The 15895-nt window shown below is 66.9% G+C and carries 16 protein-coding genes and 1 tRNA gene; 11 read left to right on the forward strand and 6 right to left on the reverse strand.

The window, feature by feature from the left end; translation table 11 throughout:
- Window positions 1–764: 764 nt before the first annotated feature.
- Window positions 765–1031, forward strand: a complete 267-nt coding sequence (locus ABGB08_RS47055; protein WP_347604576.1) for a hypothetical protein — start codon at window positions 765–767, stop codon at window positions 1029–1031.
- 9 nt (window positions 1032–1040) lie between these two features.
- The gene (locus tag ABGB08_RS47060; RefSeq protein ID WP_347604579.1) at window positions 1041–1448 is read left to right on the forward strand and encodes a type II toxin-antitoxin system VapC family toxin; all 408 of its coding nucleotides are present in this window, start codon (window positions 1041–1043) and stop codon (window positions 1446–1448) included.
- A gap of 211 nt (window positions 1449–1659) precedes the next feature.
- On the opposite strand, the gene ABGB08_RS47065 is transcribed toward ABGB08_RS47060, so the two are convergent.
- A tRNA-Arg gene (locus ABGB08_RS47065) sits at window positions 1660–1733 on the reverse strand.
- 94 nt (window positions 1734–1827) lie between these two features.
- On the opposite strand from ABGB08_RS47065, the gene ABGB08_RS47070 reads away from it, so the two are divergent.
- Window positions 1828–2793 carry a tyrosine-type recombinase/integrase gene (locus ABGB08_RS47070; RefSeq protein WP_347604582.1) on the forward strand — a complete coding sequence of 322 codons (966 nt, stop codon included), beginning with the start codon at window positions 1828–1830 and terminating at the stop codon, window positions 2791–2793.
- A 199-nt stretch (window positions 2794–2992) separates the two neighbouring features.
- Here the strand turns inward: ABGB08_RS47070 and ABGB08_RS47075 are convergent, their stop codons facing one another.
- Entirely contained in the window at window positions 2993–3703 is a 711-nt protein-coding gene (locus ABGB08_RS47075) for a DUF4352 domain-containing protein (protein WP_347604585.1), read from the reverse strand.
- A gap of 222 nt (window positions 3704–3925) precedes the next feature.
- Between ABGB08_RS47075 and ABGB08_RS47080 the strand changes: the two genes are divergently transcribed.
- The 7 genes from ABGB08_RS47080 (at window position 3926) to ABGB08_RS47110 (ending at window position 10290) form a co-directional block, all read left to right on the forward strand.
- Window positions 3926–4519 (forward strand): PadR family transcriptional regulator, encoded by a 594-nt coding sequence (locus ABGB08_RS47080; RefSeq protein ID WP_347604588.1) that lies wholly within the window; start codon window positions 3926–3928, stop codon window positions 4517–4519.
- Between the two features lie 121 nt (window positions 4520–4640).
- Window positions 4641–5588 (forward strand): ATP-binding cassette domain-containing protein, encoded by a 948-nt coding sequence (locus ABGB08_RS47085; RefSeq protein ID WP_347604591.1) that lies wholly within the window; start codon window positions 4641–4643, stop codon window positions 5586–5588.
- Between the two features lie 163 nt (window positions 5589–5751).
- The gene (locus ABGB08_RS47090; RefSeq protein ID WP_347604594.1) at window positions 5752–6582 is read left to right on the forward strand and encodes an ABC transporter permease; all 831 of its coding nucleotides are present in this window, start codon (window positions 5752–5754) and stop codon (window positions 6580–6582) included.
- Between the two features lie 174 nt (window positions 6583–6756).
- A complete protein-coding gene (locus tag ABGB08_RS47095; RefSeq protein WP_347604596.1) occupies window positions 6757–7488 on the forward strand; it encodes a phosphotransferase in 732 nt (243 codons plus the stop codon).
- 161 nt (window positions 7489–7649) lie between these two features.
- The gene (locus ABGB08_RS47100) at window positions 7650–8588 is read left to right on the forward strand and encodes a cobalamin biosynthesis protein (RefSeq protein WP_347604682.1); all 939 of its coding nucleotides are present in this window, start codon (window positions 7650–7652) and stop codon (window positions 8586–8588) included.
- Window positions 8585–10078, forward strand: coding sequence for a cobyric acid synthase (locus ABGB08_RS47105; RefSeq protein ID WP_347604599.1), 1494 nt, complete (start codon window positions 8585–8587; stop codon window positions 10076–10078). Before ABGB08_RS47100 ends, ABGB08_RS47105 begins: the two co-directional genes overlap by 4 nt.
- Window positions 10075–10290, forward strand: coding sequence for an SHOCT domain-containing protein (locus ABGB08_RS47110; RefSeq protein ID WP_155349904.1), 216 nt, complete (start codon window positions 10075–10077; stop codon window positions 10288–10290). The genes ABGB08_RS47105 and ABGB08_RS47110 overlap by 4 nt, the downstream gene beginning before the upstream one ends.
- 5 nt (window positions 10291–10295) lie before the next feature.
- Here ABGB08_RS47110 and ABGB08_RS47115 read toward each other — a convergent pair whose 3' ends face one another.
- Together ABGB08_RS47115 and ABGB08_RS47120 are read right to left on the reverse strand one after the other, a co-directional pair.
- Window positions 10296–10769: a hypothetical protein gene (locus ABGB08_RS47115; RefSeq protein ID WP_347604602.1), complete on the reverse strand. Its 474-nt coding sequence runs from the start codon at window positions 10767–10769 to the stop codon at window positions 10296–10298.
- A gap of 448 nt (window positions 10770–11217) precedes the next feature.
- Window positions 11218–12750: an endonuclease/exonuclease/phosphatase family protein gene (locus tag ABGB08_RS47120; protein ID WP_347604605.1), complete on the reverse strand. Its 1533-nt coding sequence runs from the start codon at window positions 12748–12750 to the stop codon at window positions 11218–11220.
- A 260-nt stretch (window positions 12751–13010) separates the two neighbouring features.
- Between ABGB08_RS47120 and ABGB08_RS47125 the strand changes: the two genes are divergently transcribed.
- On the forward strand, window positions 13011–13721 hold the full coding sequence (locus ABGB08_RS47125; protein ID WP_347604608.1) for a sulfotransferase family protein: 711 nt from the start codon (window positions 13011–13013) through the stop codon (window positions 13719–13721).
- Between the two features lie 144 nt (window positions 13722–13865).
- On the opposite strand, the gene ABGB08_RS47130 is transcribed toward ABGB08_RS47125, so the two are convergent.
- Together ABGB08_RS47130 and ABGB08_RS47135 are read right to left on the reverse strand one after the other, a co-directional pair.
- Window positions 13866–14900 (reverse strand): 1-acyl-sn-glycerol-3-phosphate acyltransferase, encoded by a 1035-nt coding sequence (locus ABGB08_RS47130; RefSeq protein ID WP_347604611.1) that lies wholly within the window; start codon window positions 14898–14900, stop codon window positions 13866–13868.
- Window positions 14901–14958: 58 nt separating this feature from the next.
- The gene (locus ABGB08_RS47135; RefSeq protein ID WP_347604614.1) at window positions 14959–15789 is read right to left on the reverse strand and encodes a patatin-like phospholipase family protein; all 831 of its coding nucleotides are present in this window, start codon (window positions 15787–15789) and stop codon (window positions 14959–14961) included.
- Window positions 15790–15895: the final 106 nt, after the last annotated feature.

Here is a 15895-nt window from a genome sequence, read left to right on the forward strand (position 1 = left end):
GTCGCGTCCATACCTACCTCGTCACCGCAACCAACCACGGCATCGACGCCTTCCATGCGCTCCGTGACGCCTTCCTCGGCAACCCCTGGACGCTGTCTCAAGCCACCGCATAACCCCAGCTCACGGACACGTGTGAGTGGTTACGCGGAAAGAAGCCGCGAAGGCCCAGAAAAAGGCCCAGGAAGCGAATCTCTCAGACCGCGACGGCTTTACTCCGCTCCATTTTGCTGCACAAGAGTGGAATTTAGGGGCCTGTACGTGCACTACTGGATCGCGGCGCCTCTGTCGATTCGGTTAACCGTCACGGAAATACTCCACTATTCGTCGCGGTAGTCAATTCTCGCGGAAGAGGTGAGCTGATTACTGTTCTGCGTGAATTTGGAGCTGACCCGCTAAAGGAGAATAACTATGGTCAGACCCCTATGGGGCTGGCTAGGCTAATCGCTAACTACGATGTCGCACAGTACTTCGCCGATCTGTAATACGAAATCCGGCACCCCTGCCTCACTTGGGGTGCCGGACCTTGTTTGACGGCTACAGGCCCGGGATCTGATCACGGTCCCTGTTCGGCGTCGGCATGACCAGGATCCGATACATCTCGATCGAGGACCGCCGCTGACCGATGAGGACTTTCTCTACAGTTTCAAGGGCGCGCTCACGGCGCGCCGGAGGGCCGATCACCGCACGTGGCGCGCACGACCCCTCGGTGCCTATCGGGAGGATGGCCCAGGCTGGGCGGCTGGCGAGCGCCCTACTCCGATCGGGTGCGCGAGCAGGTTGCGCGCCGTACTCTGGAAGAGCACGAGCAGGCCCGCGAGGAGGAGGTCACCATGAGCGAGAGCCAGCCCGACCACCCGATCTACCCGCCTGCCCGTCCGAAGACCTCCCCGGAGGAACTGGTCAGGGCCAAGCGTGCCCGCCCAATCGAATCCCTCGATGATCTCGCGGCGCCAGATGTGTTTGAAAGCGACGAGGAGTTGGAGCAGTTCTTGGCCTTCACTTACGCCGAGCGTCGTGCTCACCTGGGGTAGCCCGAGCCGATGAACAAGCCCCCCGTCATCCTGGACACCGACGTCTCCTCTCTGATCATCAAACAGCGACTCACCGGCAGCCTGGCCACTCGGCTGATTGGCACCCAGCCGTTCATCACGTTCGTTACCTTGGGCGAACTCACCAAGTGGGCCGAGGTGCGAAGCTGGGGTGCCCGATCCCGAGGTGCCGTCACTGCCTGGCTGGCCGTAATCCCAATCCTGCCTGGAGACGAAGACGTAGCTGTGATCTGGGGCAAGCTTTCGGCCGCCGCGATGCTTCGAGGTCGGCCCCGCCCGATGAACGACATGTGGATCGCTGCCGTCTGTTTGACCCACGGGTTTCCTCTCGCCACGTTGAACGTCAAGGACTTCGAGGACTTTGTGATCCATCACGGACTCAGATTGATCACCGCATGAACGTTCTTCGGTAGGGGTTGGCCGTGCCTCCACATGTCGTTTGACGGCAACCCGCGCGGACAACCCCGGACGTCCTGCGATCGGGTGAGGTGATGCCAAGCCCGCTTGGCCTGCGTTGATGCTGGTCGCAGTGTCGGTGCTCACCGAACGAGAAATCCCAGGTCACACAGGTGGCCCCGCTTCTGGGGACCTATAGGGGCTGAAGTGTGTGCGCGCCCAGAGGGATTCGAACCCCCGACCGTCGGATTAGAAGTCCGATGCTCTATCCGGCTGAGCTATGGGCGCTTCCGTTGCTGCGTTGACCAGCTTATTTGGCGGTCTTGTGCGAAGCTAGCATAGCTGGGTTGTGCCGGAACAGCGTCGGATTTTTGGAGGAGCGATGGTCCGCCCCCGAAGACAGGTGCCCGTGTCCCCCACGCTGCTGGAACTGCTTCCGTCGTGGGAGCTGTCGTTGCAGGCAGGGCACAAGTCGCCGGGAACCATTCGCAGCTACCTGGACAGCGTACGCGGGCTGTCGGCGTTCCTGATCGACGGGGGGATGCGGGCGGATGTGGAGGGGGTCAGCCCCGATGAGATTCGTGCGTTTCTGGCCCGTTCGCTGGAGGTTTCTTCGCCGGGTAACGCGCACAAGCACTTCCGCAACCTGCGGGTCTTCTTCGGGTGGCTGGTCGCCGAGGGGGAGCGGGCGGAGGGGTCGCCGCTGGCCGAGGTGGAACCGCCCAAGGTGGACCGGAAGCCGGTCCGGCCGCTGACCGAGCAGGAGCAGGCCCGGCTGCTGGCGGTTTGTGCCGGTGATTCGTGGATCGATCGGCGGGATACGGCGATCATGCGGATCCTGATGGACAACGGGATGCGCGTGTCGGCGCTGGCGGGGTTGCGGTACAGCGCGTCCGATCCTGAGGCGAACGATGTCTGGCTGGGACGGCATGTGCTGCGGATCATCCTCGGGGGAGGGGATGTCTATCTGGCTCCGCTTGGGCGGAAGTCGGCGGCGGCGGTCGATCGGTATTTGCGGGCTCGTACGCGATTGAGGCATGCGTCCTCACCGTGGCTCTGGCTGCCGGAGCGGGGGGTGACCGCGCATGGGGGAGATCGGCGGCTGACCGCCACCGGGATCCAGCAGATGTTGCACCGGCGTGGCGAGGAGGCGGGCATCTCGGGCGTGTTTCCGCATCGGTTCCGGCACACGATGGCGAGCGGGTATCTGCGGGAGGGCGGGGATCCGCTCAACCTCATGCGGGTCGGGGGCTGGAAGAGCCCGGTGATGGCACGCCACTACGCCGAAACCGCGGGAACCGAAGCACTCGCGGAGCACGCCAGGTTGTCCCCTGGCGATCGAATCTGACGCCTACTCGACCCAAGCCGAGCCACTCTGGCGTTCCATCGAATCTGATTCGCTTGTTCCGCGCGGCCAGACCACTGTGCCGATCGAATCAGAGCCGCTTGCCCGGCGCGTCAGGCCACCGCCCCGTCCGAGTGGAAACGCCCTCCGAGTGGAGACGCAGTGGCGCTGATCAACTTCTGACGGTTCGCGATCGAGGCTCTCAGTTGATCACCCATTCGCCCTGGTCTTTGCCGTAGCCGCTGTCCAGGACGAACTGGTACTTGGCGAGTTTCGTGCCCTTGGGCACCTCGTACACCAGGACGCCCTTGCGGCTGTCGCCGACGGACACCGTGACCATGCCGTTGAGTGAGACGCCGTCGCGTACCTCGGCGAAGGCCGCGTTGTACTGCTGGCCGTCCACGTCGATGAGCTTGCCGCTGTTGGTGGGCGCGTCGTTGTAGAGCTTCTCGCCCACGTTCTTGAGGATGAGTTCGACGGCGATGTACTGCGAGCCCGCCTTGGGCACGATGTACTGATTCGCTGGCCGCGCCGGAGCGATGATGCGCCGCACGGTCACCTGGACCACGGTTTCCTCAGCGATGCCGTGTAGTTCGATGGCCCGGCCGAGCCGCTGCGCCCCCTCCGCCGGAGCCGCCGTCTCTTCGGGCTCGGCCGTCTCTTCGGTCTCGTCCCCGGTCCCAGCGGTTTTCACCGTCTTGCTGGTACGCGGCGTCGCCGACGTTGTCGGTTCCGCCGTCACCGTCGATCGGTTGATCGCCACCAGGACGCCGGCGCTGACCGCCACCACCACGATGAAGATCCCGAGGACCAGCAGGATCAGCGGCGTGCTGCTCTTGCGGGGCGGCGGTTGTGGCGGGTAGTAGTAGCCGGGCGGCCCATACTGCTGCGGGCCCTGCGGGTACTGCGACATGGTGGCTCCAGGCGATGGGAATGCCCGTCGGCGGTTAGTGATCTGTCTGACAACTGACATCATGCCGTCTCTCGACGACAAAGACCGGCATGCCGGTGTATCTCCTCGATGACGGACATGTTCCCATTCGGGTGGCCGTGGGGTGTCGAACTTCCGACGATGCCCTCTTGACACTCGCGATGTATCTCGAAAATACTCGGAATCGAGTAAAGGAGGTCGGCCATGGGGTCACGGCAACGCAGCAATCCGCTCGCGCTCGCGGTGCTCGCCCTGCTCTTCGAGCGGCCGATGCATCCGTACGAGATGGCCACCACCCTTCGCGAACGCCGCAAAGAGGACAGCATCAAGCTCAACTACGGGTCGCTCTACTCGGTCGTGCAGTCGCTGGAGCGCCGGGGCCTGATCGTGGCCCAGGAGGTCCAGCGGGATGGGTCCCGCCCGGAGCGCACCGTGTACGCGATCGCCGAGCCGGGCAGTGTCGAACTGCTCGACTGGCTGAGCGAGCTGGTCGCGGTGCCCACGAAGGAGTTCACCCAATTCGAGGCGGCGCTGTCGCTGCTGGGGTGTTTGCGGCCAGACGAGGCGGTACGGCTGCTTGAGGAGCGAGTGTCCAGGCTTGAGCAGGAACTGGCGGCGGCCGATGGGTTGCGGGGGCACTCGTCCATGACCAAGCTGCCCCGGCTGTTCTACATCGAATGGGAGTACCGGATCTCGCTTCGCCGTACCGAGCTGGAGTTCGTCTCGTCGTTGGTGCGGGAGATCCGGGAGGAGACCATCGAAGGGCTGGCGTTCTGGCACGACTTCCATAAGCAGTGAAATGAGGCCCCCGGCGGGTGTTGCAGCACGACGCCGGGGGCGAGGAGCCAACAGGCCACCCGCGGCGACCCGTCAACGCATCAGGAGACATGGTACGCGCGTGGCCGGAAAGGTCACGTAAATGATCAACGCAGCAGGCCTGGTCAAGGAGTACGGCAAGGTCCGTGCCCTGGACGGGCTGAGCCTGGACGTCGAACCGGGCACGGTCTTCGGACTGCTCGGCCCCAACGGCGCGGGCAAATCCACCACCGTCAAAATCCTGACCACCCTCTCAAGAGCCACCGGCGGCACCGCCCACGTCGCAGGCCTCGATGTCACGAAATTTCCGGACAAGGTGCGGCGGGTTATCGGGTGTGTTCCGCAGCAGACCAGCGTGGACCCCGCCGCCACCGGCCGCGAAAACCTCAACCTCCAAGGCGCCCTGTACGGCTTGCGCCGCGCCGCCCTCAAAACCCGAACCGACCAGTTGCTCACCCGCTTCGGCCTCACCGACGCCGCCAACCGCCCCAGCCGCACCTACTCCGGCGGAATGCAACGCAAACTCGACGTCGCCATGGGCTTGATCCACCATCCCCGCGTGCTCTTCCTGGACGAACCCACCACCGGCCTCGACCCCGAAGCCCGCTCCGAGATGTGGACCGAGCTCACCCACCTCGCCGCCGAGGAGCGCATGACCATCCTCCTCACCACCCACTACCTGGAGGAAGCCGACAAACTCGCTTCCCGCCTGGCCATTGTCGACCGCGGCAAGGTCGTCGCCACCGGCACCCCCGACGACCTCAAGAACGAACTCCACGGCGACGCCATCACCATCGACCTCGCCGACACCGCCACGATCCCCCAGGCACGCGCGCTGCTCGCCCGGATCGCCACCGAGGTCACCAGCTCCGGCCGCTCCCTCCGGGCCAGGGTTTCCGACGGCGCCACCGCCATCCCCGCCGTCCTGGCCGCCCTCGACTCCGCCGGTATCCCCGTCGCGTCCGTTTCGGTCGCCCGGCCGTCCCTGGATGACGTCTACCTCCGCTACGCGGGCCGCTCCTTCGCCGACGCGGAAGGGGTCGCGGCATGAGCATGATCAGGATCATCACCAACCCGGTCCACGACATCGCCGCCGCAGCGGTCGCGAAACCTGTCCGTTCTTCGCGGAAGGCATCCAGGCGCCGCCATGCGGCCATCGCCGCCGCAGCTCACCGAGACACGAGCACACCTACGCGAACCGAAGGGCGACGTCGATGAACGGTGCAATCTCCACCATGAGCCCGGAAACCGTCCCCGCCGCAAGGGGATCGGCTCGCTGGGCGCTGGCGACACATTCGCGGTATCTCACCATGCAATCGGTCCGGGCGTTGTCGCGGCAGCCGTTCTTCGTCGCGATCTCGCTGGTCCAGCCGATGATCTGGCTGCTGCTGTTCGGGGAGCTGTTCAAGCGGGTCGCGGAGCTGCCGGGGTTCGGCGCGAGCAACTATATCGACTTCCTGATTCCCGGGATCATCGTGATGAACGTGCTCTTCGGCGCGAGCTGGAGCGGGATGACGTTCATCGAGATGATCGGTCAGGGCACGATGGATCGAATGCTCACCACACCGTTGCGACGAGGGGCGTTGATCATCGCGTCGCTCGCGTACAACTCGATCACCATCGTGGTGCAGACGGCGATCATCTTCCTGGTGGGGTGGCCGCTGGGCGCGACCTACACCGCGCCGGGGATTCTCGTCTCGCTCGCCGCCACGATCCTGCTGACGGGGGCGTTCTGCTCGATCTCCAACGCGTATGCGCTGGTGCTGCGGAGCAGGGAGGCCCTCATCGGCTTGTCGATCATGCTCGCGCTACCGCTGTCGTTCCTGTCGTCCGCGCTCATGTCCCAGGGTGCGGCGCCGGACTGGATCCGGAGCGTGTCGCGCTTCAACCCGGTCGACTGGGCGGTCGTGGCGTCCCGTGAAGCACTGTCGGGTTCGCCGGACTGGGGTGCGGTCTGGGCGCATCTGGGGTATCTCGCGGTGATCGCCCTGCTGCTCGGTTACCTGGCCACGCGGGCCTTCGGCTCGTACCAGCGCTCGATCTGACACCGAGGGCGGCGGCGCCAGGTCATGGCGCCGCCGCTCGCCGATGTTTCCCGAATCCCGTTCAGGAGAAGAGATCGGCCACTACGCTGAGGTGGCATGTTCGTCTCGACGAAGCGACGGGCCGAGTCTGAAACACCCCTCACCGGTGGCGATGTCACTGAAGGTGTCGTCCGTGTGGGCCTGACCGTGCGCCGTCCGCTCAAACCGTCCACGCCATCGGTCCATGCCCTGCTCCGCCATCTGGAGTCCGCCGGATTCGACGGCGCGCCGCGCGTGCTCGGCATCGACGCGTCCGGCCGCGAGATCCTCACCTACATCGACGGCGCCGCCGCCGTCCGCCCCCTCCCCGAGTACGCGGTCACCGACGAAACCCTCATCACGCTCGCCCGCCTCCTGCGGCGCTACCACGACGCGGTCGCCACTTTTGCCCCACCCGCGAACGCCATCTGGGAACAGGGTTCCACCTCCGACGACACCCCCGAGATCATCGGCCACTGCGACGTCACTCCCGAGAACGTCATCTTCCGCGACGGCCGCCCGCACGCGTTGATCGACTTCGACCTGGCCCGCCCCACCACCCGCCTGTTCGACGTCGTCACCACCCTCCGCCACTGGGCCCCCATCGCCGACCCCCTCGACCGCGACCCCCGCCAGCGCGGCCTCGACGTCGGCCCTCGCCTCCGCCTCTTCTCCGACGCGTACGGCTTGACGCCCCGCGACCGCCGGAACCTCCTGCCGACCGCCCGCCTGCGATTCGACCGCTCCTATCTCGCTATGCGCCGCAAAGCGGAATCCCATGGCGGCTCCTGGGCCCAGCTCTGGGCCAACGGAGCAGGTCAGCGCATCAGACGGGCCAGCGCCTGGCTGGACGCCCATGAGGACGACCTGCGCGATCACCTGGTCTAGCTCCTGCATTGAGCGGACGTGTGCGGAAGCGCGCACATACGAGGCAATGGGCGCCTATTTCGGGGGTGTGTGCGGAGGTGTTCCTATACCCCTGTCTGGGCTGATTGTGGGGGATGGGGGAGAATGCCCGGGTGATCAGGTCTGGGGCGGTCGCGGTGGGGATGGCGGTCGGGGTCGGGGTGGATGCCGTTGTCGGGGATCCTCGGAGAGGGCATCCGGTGGCGGTGTTCGGCGCCAGGGCGGCAGCCCTCGAAAAGCGGATATATCGGGATTCGCGGTTCCGGGGAGCCGTGTTCACAGGGGTGTGTGTCGGCGTCGTGGCCGGGATCGGCGTGGTCGCGGAGCGGGTGAGCCGCGGGCGGCCGGTCGTTAGTGCGGCGGTGACGGCTGCCGCCACCTGGGCGGTCCTCGGGGGAACCACGCTGGCCCGTGAGGGTGCGCACATGGCCAGCGCGCTCGAACGAGACGACATCACCGCCGCAAGGAGACGATTACCCCATCTGTGCGGACGTGACCCGTCCCAATTGATTTCGCCGGAGCTGGCCAGGGCGACCGTCGAGTCCATCGCCGAGAACACCTCCGACGCGGTCGTGGCCCCGCTCTTCTGGGGGGCGATCGCCGGAGTTCCCGGGCTGGTGGCATATCGGGCCATCAACACCCTTGACGCCATGGTCGGCCACCGCTCACCGCGATACGGGCGTTTCGGCTGGGCCTCGGCGCGGCTAGACGACATCGCCAACTACCTGCCCGCCCGCCTGACCGCCCTGCTCACGGCCGCCCTGGCCCCCGCCGTCGGCGGCTCGCCCCGTACCACGATCAGCGTGCTGGCCAGGGACGGCCACCGCCACCCCAGCCCCAACTCCGGCCGCTGCGAGGCGGCTTTCGCGGGCGCTCTGGGCGTACGCCTCGGTGGTGTCAACAATTACGCCGGTCGCCTGGAACACCGCCCCGAACTCGGCGAAGGATCTCCCCCCGAGGTCCCCGACATCCGCCGCTCAATACGCCTCGCCAGAGCCGTCTCCTGGACCGCCGCCGCCCTGGCCGTCTTCACCAGAGCGGCACTGGCCACCCGGAAAGCTAGCGGGGTCGGGGCCCGGTGAAGGGCGCGCTGCTGGTCGCCGGGACCACCTCGGATGCCGGAAAAAGCGTCGTGACGGCGGGAATCTGCCGGTGGCTGGCCCGGCAGGGCGTCCGGGTGGCGCCGTTCAAGGCACAGAACATGTCGCTCAACTCCTTCGTCACCACCGACGGCGCGGAAATCGGCCGGGCGCAGGCGACCCAGGCCGCTGCCTGCGGGATCGAGCCGACGGCGGACATGAACCCCGTTCTCCTCAAGCCGGGGAGTGATCGCCGCAGCCAGGTCGTCGTGCTCGGGCGCGCGATCGCGGACGTGGACGCGATGGAGTACGGCGCGTTCAAAGCGCGGCTACGGGCGGTCGCCGTGGAGTCCCTGGAACGCCTCCGGGCCGAGTACGACGTGGTGATCTGCGAAGGCGCGGGAAGCCCGGCGGAGATCAACCTGCGTGCGGGGGACATCGCCAACATGGGGCTGGCCCAGGCCGCCCGCCTGCCGGTGATCGTGGTCGGCGACATCGATCGCGGCGGAGTGTTCGCCTCCCTCTACGGCACGGTCGCGTTGCTCGACGCCGCCGACCAGGCGCTGATCGCCGGTTTCCTGATCAACAAATTCCGCGGAGCGCCCGAACTCCTCGCCCCCGGCCTCGACATGCTGCACGGGCTGACCGGCCGGGAAACCTACGGCGTGCTGCCGTGGCTCGACGGGCTCTGGCTGGACGTCGAGGATTCATTGGCCCTTGACAACCGTCCCGCCCAGCCGTACCGGCCGCACTCGCTCCGCGTCGCCGTCGTCCGGCTGCCACGAATTTCGAACTTCACCGACATCGACGCGCTCGCGAGCGAGCCAGGGATCGTCGTGCGTTTCGTCCGGTCGGCGGCCGAACTGGAGGACGCCGACTTGGTGATCCTCCCCGGTTCCCGCGCGACGGTTTCCGACCTCGGCTGGGTACGGGAGACGGGTATCGCGCAAGCCGTACAGGAAAGGGCCGTCGCCGGACGGCCGGTGCTCGGCATTTGCGGTGGCTACCAGATGCTCGCCCGCACAATCCACGATTCCGTCGAATCCAAGAAAGGCCTGATCGACGGCCTCGGGCTCCTCCCCGTCACCGTCCGTTTCGCCGCCGAAAAAACACTCGCCAGACCCGTCGGCACGGCGTACGGTCACCGCGTGGCCGCCTACGAGATCCACCATGGCACCGTGACCGTGGACACCGCCACCCCGTCGCGGCCGTTTCTCGACGGCTGCCGGGTGGGCTCGGTCTGGGGCACGACCTGGCACGGGGCCCTGGAAAACGACGCCTTCCGCCAGGCGTTCCTCACCGACGTGGCCGCGACGGCGGGCCGCACTTTCACCCCCGCCCCCGGCATCTCCTTCGCCGAATTCCGAGCCGCCCGGCTCGACGCGCTGGGCGACCTCATCGAGCAGCATGTGAATACCGGCGCGATTCTCGACCTCATCGAGAACGGCCCGCCCCGGGACCTCCCCCTCGTTCACCCAGGAGGCGCAGGATGACATCAACCGCCCTTCTCCTCACCGCGGGCTTGTTGTTCCTTCTCGCCGTGGTCGCCGGCGTGGTCACGGTCGTCGTTCTCTCCCGCCGTCCCCGCCATTCCTTTCCCGCCCACCCCGACGACCCACGAGAAATCCTCCGCCGCCGCTACGCCGCCGGCGAGATAGACGAGGCGGAATACCGCCACCGCCTCTCCATCCTCTCCAACGGCTGAAGCCATCAGGTTGTCGGTGTGGGGGTAACCGGTTCTGGTTTCGCGGAATCAGGGGCAGGCTCGGAGTCTGGTGGGAAACGCTTGAGCTTCTCCTGATCACCGGGCATTCCGTGCCGCTTGCGGAACTCCGGGCCGGGTCCCCACTCGAGCCCGCCGCCGCGCGGACCGGCCCAGCCAGGCCACTCCGGACGCGTCATGTTGATCACCATCGTGGCCGTCGCCTTCCCGGCCTCGACCGTCGCGAGCACGGTCACCTGGTCATTGACCTCAACCGAGCCGATCCCCTCGCGACCGCCGTTGACCCGCGTCGTGTCCGCGATCGTATAGGTCCGCGAGAACCCGTCCTCGCTACGAACCGTGACCGACGCCTGATCAACCGCCGTCACCGTCCCGTTCTGGGTGGAAACGGTCTGGAAACCGCCCCCCTCCTTGGGCACCACGAACTCGCCGTGAATCGCCCCGAACATCCCTCCCTTCATCGGCCCCCAGATCCTCCCCGGCTTCTCGGAAGGCTCCACCGGACTGGGAGTCCCCGAAGGCGTCGGCGTCCCACTCTCACTCGGCGTCGGCGACCCGCTTTCGCTCGGCGTGGGCGACGAGGCAGCCGCGGCCACCCCCACCCCCGTGACGACCGTTAACGCCGCCGCCACGCCAGCGATCACGACCCGATTCTTGGACCGCCGAACAGGCTCATAACCCAGAACCTCCGCCAGCCTGAACTCAGGATCATTCATTGCTCACCCCTTCCATCCAATGCCGATTGAAATGGGAGACGGGTAAGACGTACGTAAGCGTCCGCGCCAGATTCTCAGGAACCGAAAGAAGCGGCCGCGGGCCGTCCTCGGTGGTCGAGAACGGCCCGGCGGCGCGCATCATCTGATCATCGCCTCGCGCGAGGGCGAACCCACCCGTGACCGCGGCGCCCGATCAACGGACGGCGAACGTGGTCAGCACGGCGGCGTGGTCGGAGGTCCAGGCGTTGTCCTTGTGGTTCGGAATCGGTGCCGGGGTGCCCTCGACGACCGCATCGGATGACTTCACGCTGAGATCGCCCTTGTAGTGGATGAAGTCGATGCGATCCTGCGGCTCGGGCTCACCCTTGTGGCCGTCGTGACCGTACCCGCCGGTAAAGGTGGGGTAGACCGGCGACCAGGTGATGCCGGGGGCCGCGACCGGATCGGGGTGGGCTACGCGATAGGAGTCCTTCATCCCGTCCTGCTCGGGAGCGACCGAGGTGGGCCAGGGCACGGAGTCGTACCCGCACTTCTTGGTCGCCGGAGTCCAGTCCAGGTGCGACGGGGCGTTGAAGTCGCCGGTCAGCAGGACGGGTGTGCGACCCGCGGCCGCGAGATCACCGGACATGGCCGACATGATCTCCTGGATCTGGCGCGTGCGCTTCGACTCGGCCTCCCTGGCCATCAGCCGCTCAACGCTCCACTGCCCGAAGCACGCGTCGTACGGGCCATACGGGGTGTAGCCGAGGTGCACGTTCCAGATGGCCACCTCGTGCCGGTCGTCCAGCCTGATCTTCGCGTTGATCCCCGCCAGGCCCGACTCGGAGGGGAGCGGCCCGCGCGAGACGATCGGGTATCGGCTGATGATGCCCAGGTCCGCGCCCGCCTGGTAGTAGTCCCAGCCGAGCGCCTCGGCCAGCTCCTTGGCGGACGTGGACGACGTCTCCTGCATGCCGACCACGTCGACGTCGCGGTCGAGCAGGAACTTCAGCTGCTTCTCCCGGCCGCCCTTGACCTGGCTACCGCCGTGCCACAGGTTCCAGGACATGCTCTTGAGCTCGGGCACCAGCGGCCCGCCCGGAGGCCGTACGGGGACGCTGACCGTGGCGGTGTCGCTCTCGCCCGCGTCGTTGCGCGCCTCCACCGTGAAGGTGGCCGTCTTCGCCGACGCCGACGCCGGCGGCGTGCCGGTCACCGTGCCGTCCCCGCCGACCCGCACCCAGGCCGGGCCGTCCACCTTCCGGAAGGCCGCCTCGCCACGGACCGTACCCTTGACGCTGGCCGTGTACGGGGACTTGGCGCGGGCGTTGCGCAGGGCGAATTCACGAGTCACGAAGTGGAGCGGCTCGCTGCTCACGATCTTCAGCTTCGCGGGCGGCGCCAGCCACTCGTAGCCGTCCTTCGCCAGGGCGTAGGTGATGTAGTCGCCCGGTTCGAGCCCGTCGGTGGGCAGGGTGGCCGTACCCGAGCCGGAGGTGATGTACACCCACTTCAGCGAGGGACCGACGTACTTCTGGTCGACGGGCCCGCTGCCCGGGTCGGTGTAGAGGCCGATCCAGTTCTTGGCGTGGGGACGCGGCGTGGAGTAGGACAGCTCGATCGGGTCACCCGCCTTCACGCTCGCCGTTCGGAGCGAGAGCGTGCCGTCGGGTGCGGCGGCGTGGGCCGGGAGGGCGGGCAGGGCCAAGGCGGCCAGCAACCCGATGAAGGCCAGAAAACGGGGCATTTAATATCCTTCTTCGTCAACTAGTCGAAAGAAGGATCTAGTACGTGAGAGACCGCAAGATTACCGGAAACTGACCAGAAGTGATCATATTGGGAACGCGTGATCATAGGGCTCCGCGACGACGTGGCCGGCATCGTTCGGCAAGACCGTGATCATGCATGGACGGGCTTGTCGCCAGAGTCCGGCGGTTGGTGAATCCCGGCGTGCTGGTTCGTTCGTACAACAGGCGACGCACCTCGTCGATCCACGGAGGAATTCCCATGGTGGAGATCATCGGCGCTGGTATGGGACGAACCGGTACATACTCCCTGCAAGCGGCCCTGGTGAAGCTCGGCTACGGCCCATGCCACCACATGTCCTCCCTGGGCGAGCACCCCGAGCTGATCCCTCGGTGGGAGGCCGTAGTAAGAGGCGAGGAGGTGGACTGGAAAGATCTGCTGGCGGGCTACCGGTCGGCCGTCGATTGGCCGGCGTGCTCGTTCTGGCGCGACCTGGCCGACACCTATACCGACGCCAAAGTGGTGCTCACCATCCGCGACCCCGAAAGCTGGTATGCCAGCGCCCGCGAAACCATCTACCGATACATGGCCAGAAAGCCCGGCATCGAGGGCGCGATCATGCGCCTGGAGGAACGACTCTATCCGTCCCTCCGCCGCCGGCGCGCCTTGTGCGAGCGCCTGATCTGGGAGGACACGTTCGAGGGCCGCTTCGACGAGCCCCAATGGGCCATGGAAATCTTCCAACGACACAACACCGCCGTACAGCGAGTAATCGCCCCCGACCGCCTCTTGGTGTTCGACGTACGACAAGGCTGGCAGCCCTTATGCGACTTCATCGGCGTCGAAATCCCCAACGAGCCGTTCCCGCACCTCAACATCGCCGACTCCTTCGTCCGCATGGCCGCCCTACGCCGCCGCCGCGCCCTCACCCTCCGAAAGATGCGCCCAGAAGAAGGCTCAGCGATCCGCTGACAGCCGCCCTTCCCCTTACCGAAGAGAATCCGGGCTCGGCGAATTGGTGAAGATTGAGGGTTATTCAAAAGGAGCCCGGCGCGGTTCGACGAGTCGCGCCGACCTGCTGGGACGTCGCGAGGGCGAACTTTTGAATAATCCTCATTATTTAGGAGCCGGTTGGGCGGTCCGGTTTTCGGTGATCCAGTTGTCGATTTGGGTCCACTGGTCGAAGAGCCAGGTGATTTGGGATTCGCGGGTGCGGGGGACCTGGTCGGAGGGGTAGCGCCACCACTTGGCGCGGATGTGGGCGCGGGCGGGGAGTTTTCGCCACACGTCGCCGACCGTGATCAGGTCGTCCAGGCCGGTGTGGGCTACGAAGACGACGTCGGCCGTGGGGCAGGACTCGATGGCGGCGATCGCGCCGTTGGGGCGGGGTGGGAGGAGGTGGTCGAGGGATTCGGCGCGGGCGGCTTCCTCGCGGAGGCCCTTTTCGCGGAGGCGGCCGATGGCGCGGTGGCGGCGGTGGGGGGTGAAATTGCCGCCTTCCGGGAAGATGACCAGGGCGTCGACGGAGTTCATTCCGGCGGAGAGGCGTTGGATTTCGGTGATTATGCCGCTTTCGGCGATTTTGCGGGGGACGAAGGCGTTGGGTAGGCGGTTGATGACCACGTCGAGGGATGGGTCGAGTTGCAGGGCCGCTTTCATGACGATGCGGGGGCGTCTGCCGTACCGGGCCAGGAGGTGGTAGACGAGGAGGAACGAGTCGCCGGGGCCCGCGTGGCGGGAGAGGACGATCACGGGGCGGGTGAGGCGGCGGGAGGCTTCCTCGGGGGTGAGTTCGGGTTCGTCGATGTCGACCGAGAGGCGGAAGATGCGTACGGCGGCGGCGTAGATGCGGGACAGGAACCAGCGGATCAGGGCGTAGTGGCGTTCCTGGTTGGCTTCGACGTGGATGCGGCCGCCGAAGCCGCTCGCGATCCACAGCCCGAGGCAGGCGATCAGGGCGGCGGATTCCAGGGCCAGCCAGATGACCGCGAAGGCGATGAGCCGCATTCCCCGTCGTTGCGGGGGCGGTAGCCGGAGGGAGGCCAGGAAACCGACTAGCAGCCAGATCGGCAGGGTCACGATGACGGCCAGCGTCAGCGCGATCACCAACGGCGCGAAGATCAGGCGCCGGATAATCCGGGGCGGCACCATGACCGGCTCCTAACTCCCGGCGACTCTGCCGGAGAACAAACGTGCTGGGGCGACGCGGTCATGGTGCGGACGGGCTGGTCAGTGCGGCCAGGTAGGCCGTCGAGGAGTGGTACGCGCGTGCGATGTTGTCCCCGATCCGGGAGGAATCGCGGTAGCGCAGGTCGGACAGGCCGGGTTTGCCGTTGAAGCCCGCTGGCATGACATGCACCTCGACGTCGTCGGGCAGGGAGGCCATTTCCTCGGTGAAGCGGTGACGGCGGGCGATCTCAAAGGCGACAAGTCCGACTTCCCACGGTTTGCTGGGCGGGGTCAGCGGGCGCTCGATCCGGCCCACGTGCAGCACGAAGATCCGCCGCGCGCCGAGCTGCACGGCCCGCCCGACGGGGATGCTGTGCACGAGACCCCCGTCCAGGTAGTGCTCGTCCCCGATCCGTACCGGCGGCAACAACCCGGGAACGGCGCAGGAGGCGAGGACGGCGTCGGCGAGTGGCCCGGTGGAGAACCAGCGCGCGCTGGCACCTTCGATGGAGGCGGCCACGCACTGGAACGGGATCTGGAGCTCCTCGAACGTCTCGGGGATGGCGGCGCCGAGCAGCCGGCGCAGGGGTTCGATCGGGTGCAGGTGGGTGCCGGTCTTGGCGAGCGTGGACAGCCGGGTCACCCACGAGCCGGCGAAAGCCGTACGAACAATGGAAGATCCCCACAGTTCGGTGAGGCGGTCGACGGCGTCGGCCGGGGAGGCGGCGAGGAGCACGCCGTTGAGGGCGCCCACCGATGTTCCGACCACCAGGTCGGGGGTGATCCCGGCCTCCGCGAGGGCGCGGAGCATGCCCACCTCGTGGGCTCCGAGCACCCCGCCCCCACCCAGCACGAACGCAGTGATATCCACCAGATCCTCCGTCTCCCAACATAGGCATGTTGCCGGAACCGCGAAAGCAATCGGCGGGCAACTGTCGGACTGGGCACCTATCGGCGGCAGGCCGGGACGGCCACCA

The sequence above is a fragment of the Acrocarpospora sp. B8E8 genome, from assembly GCF_039871605.1.
GTDB classification, from domain to species: domain Bacteria; phylum Actinomycetota; class Actinomycetes; order Streptosporangiales; family Streptosporangiaceae; genus Acrocarpospora; species Acrocarpospora macrocephala.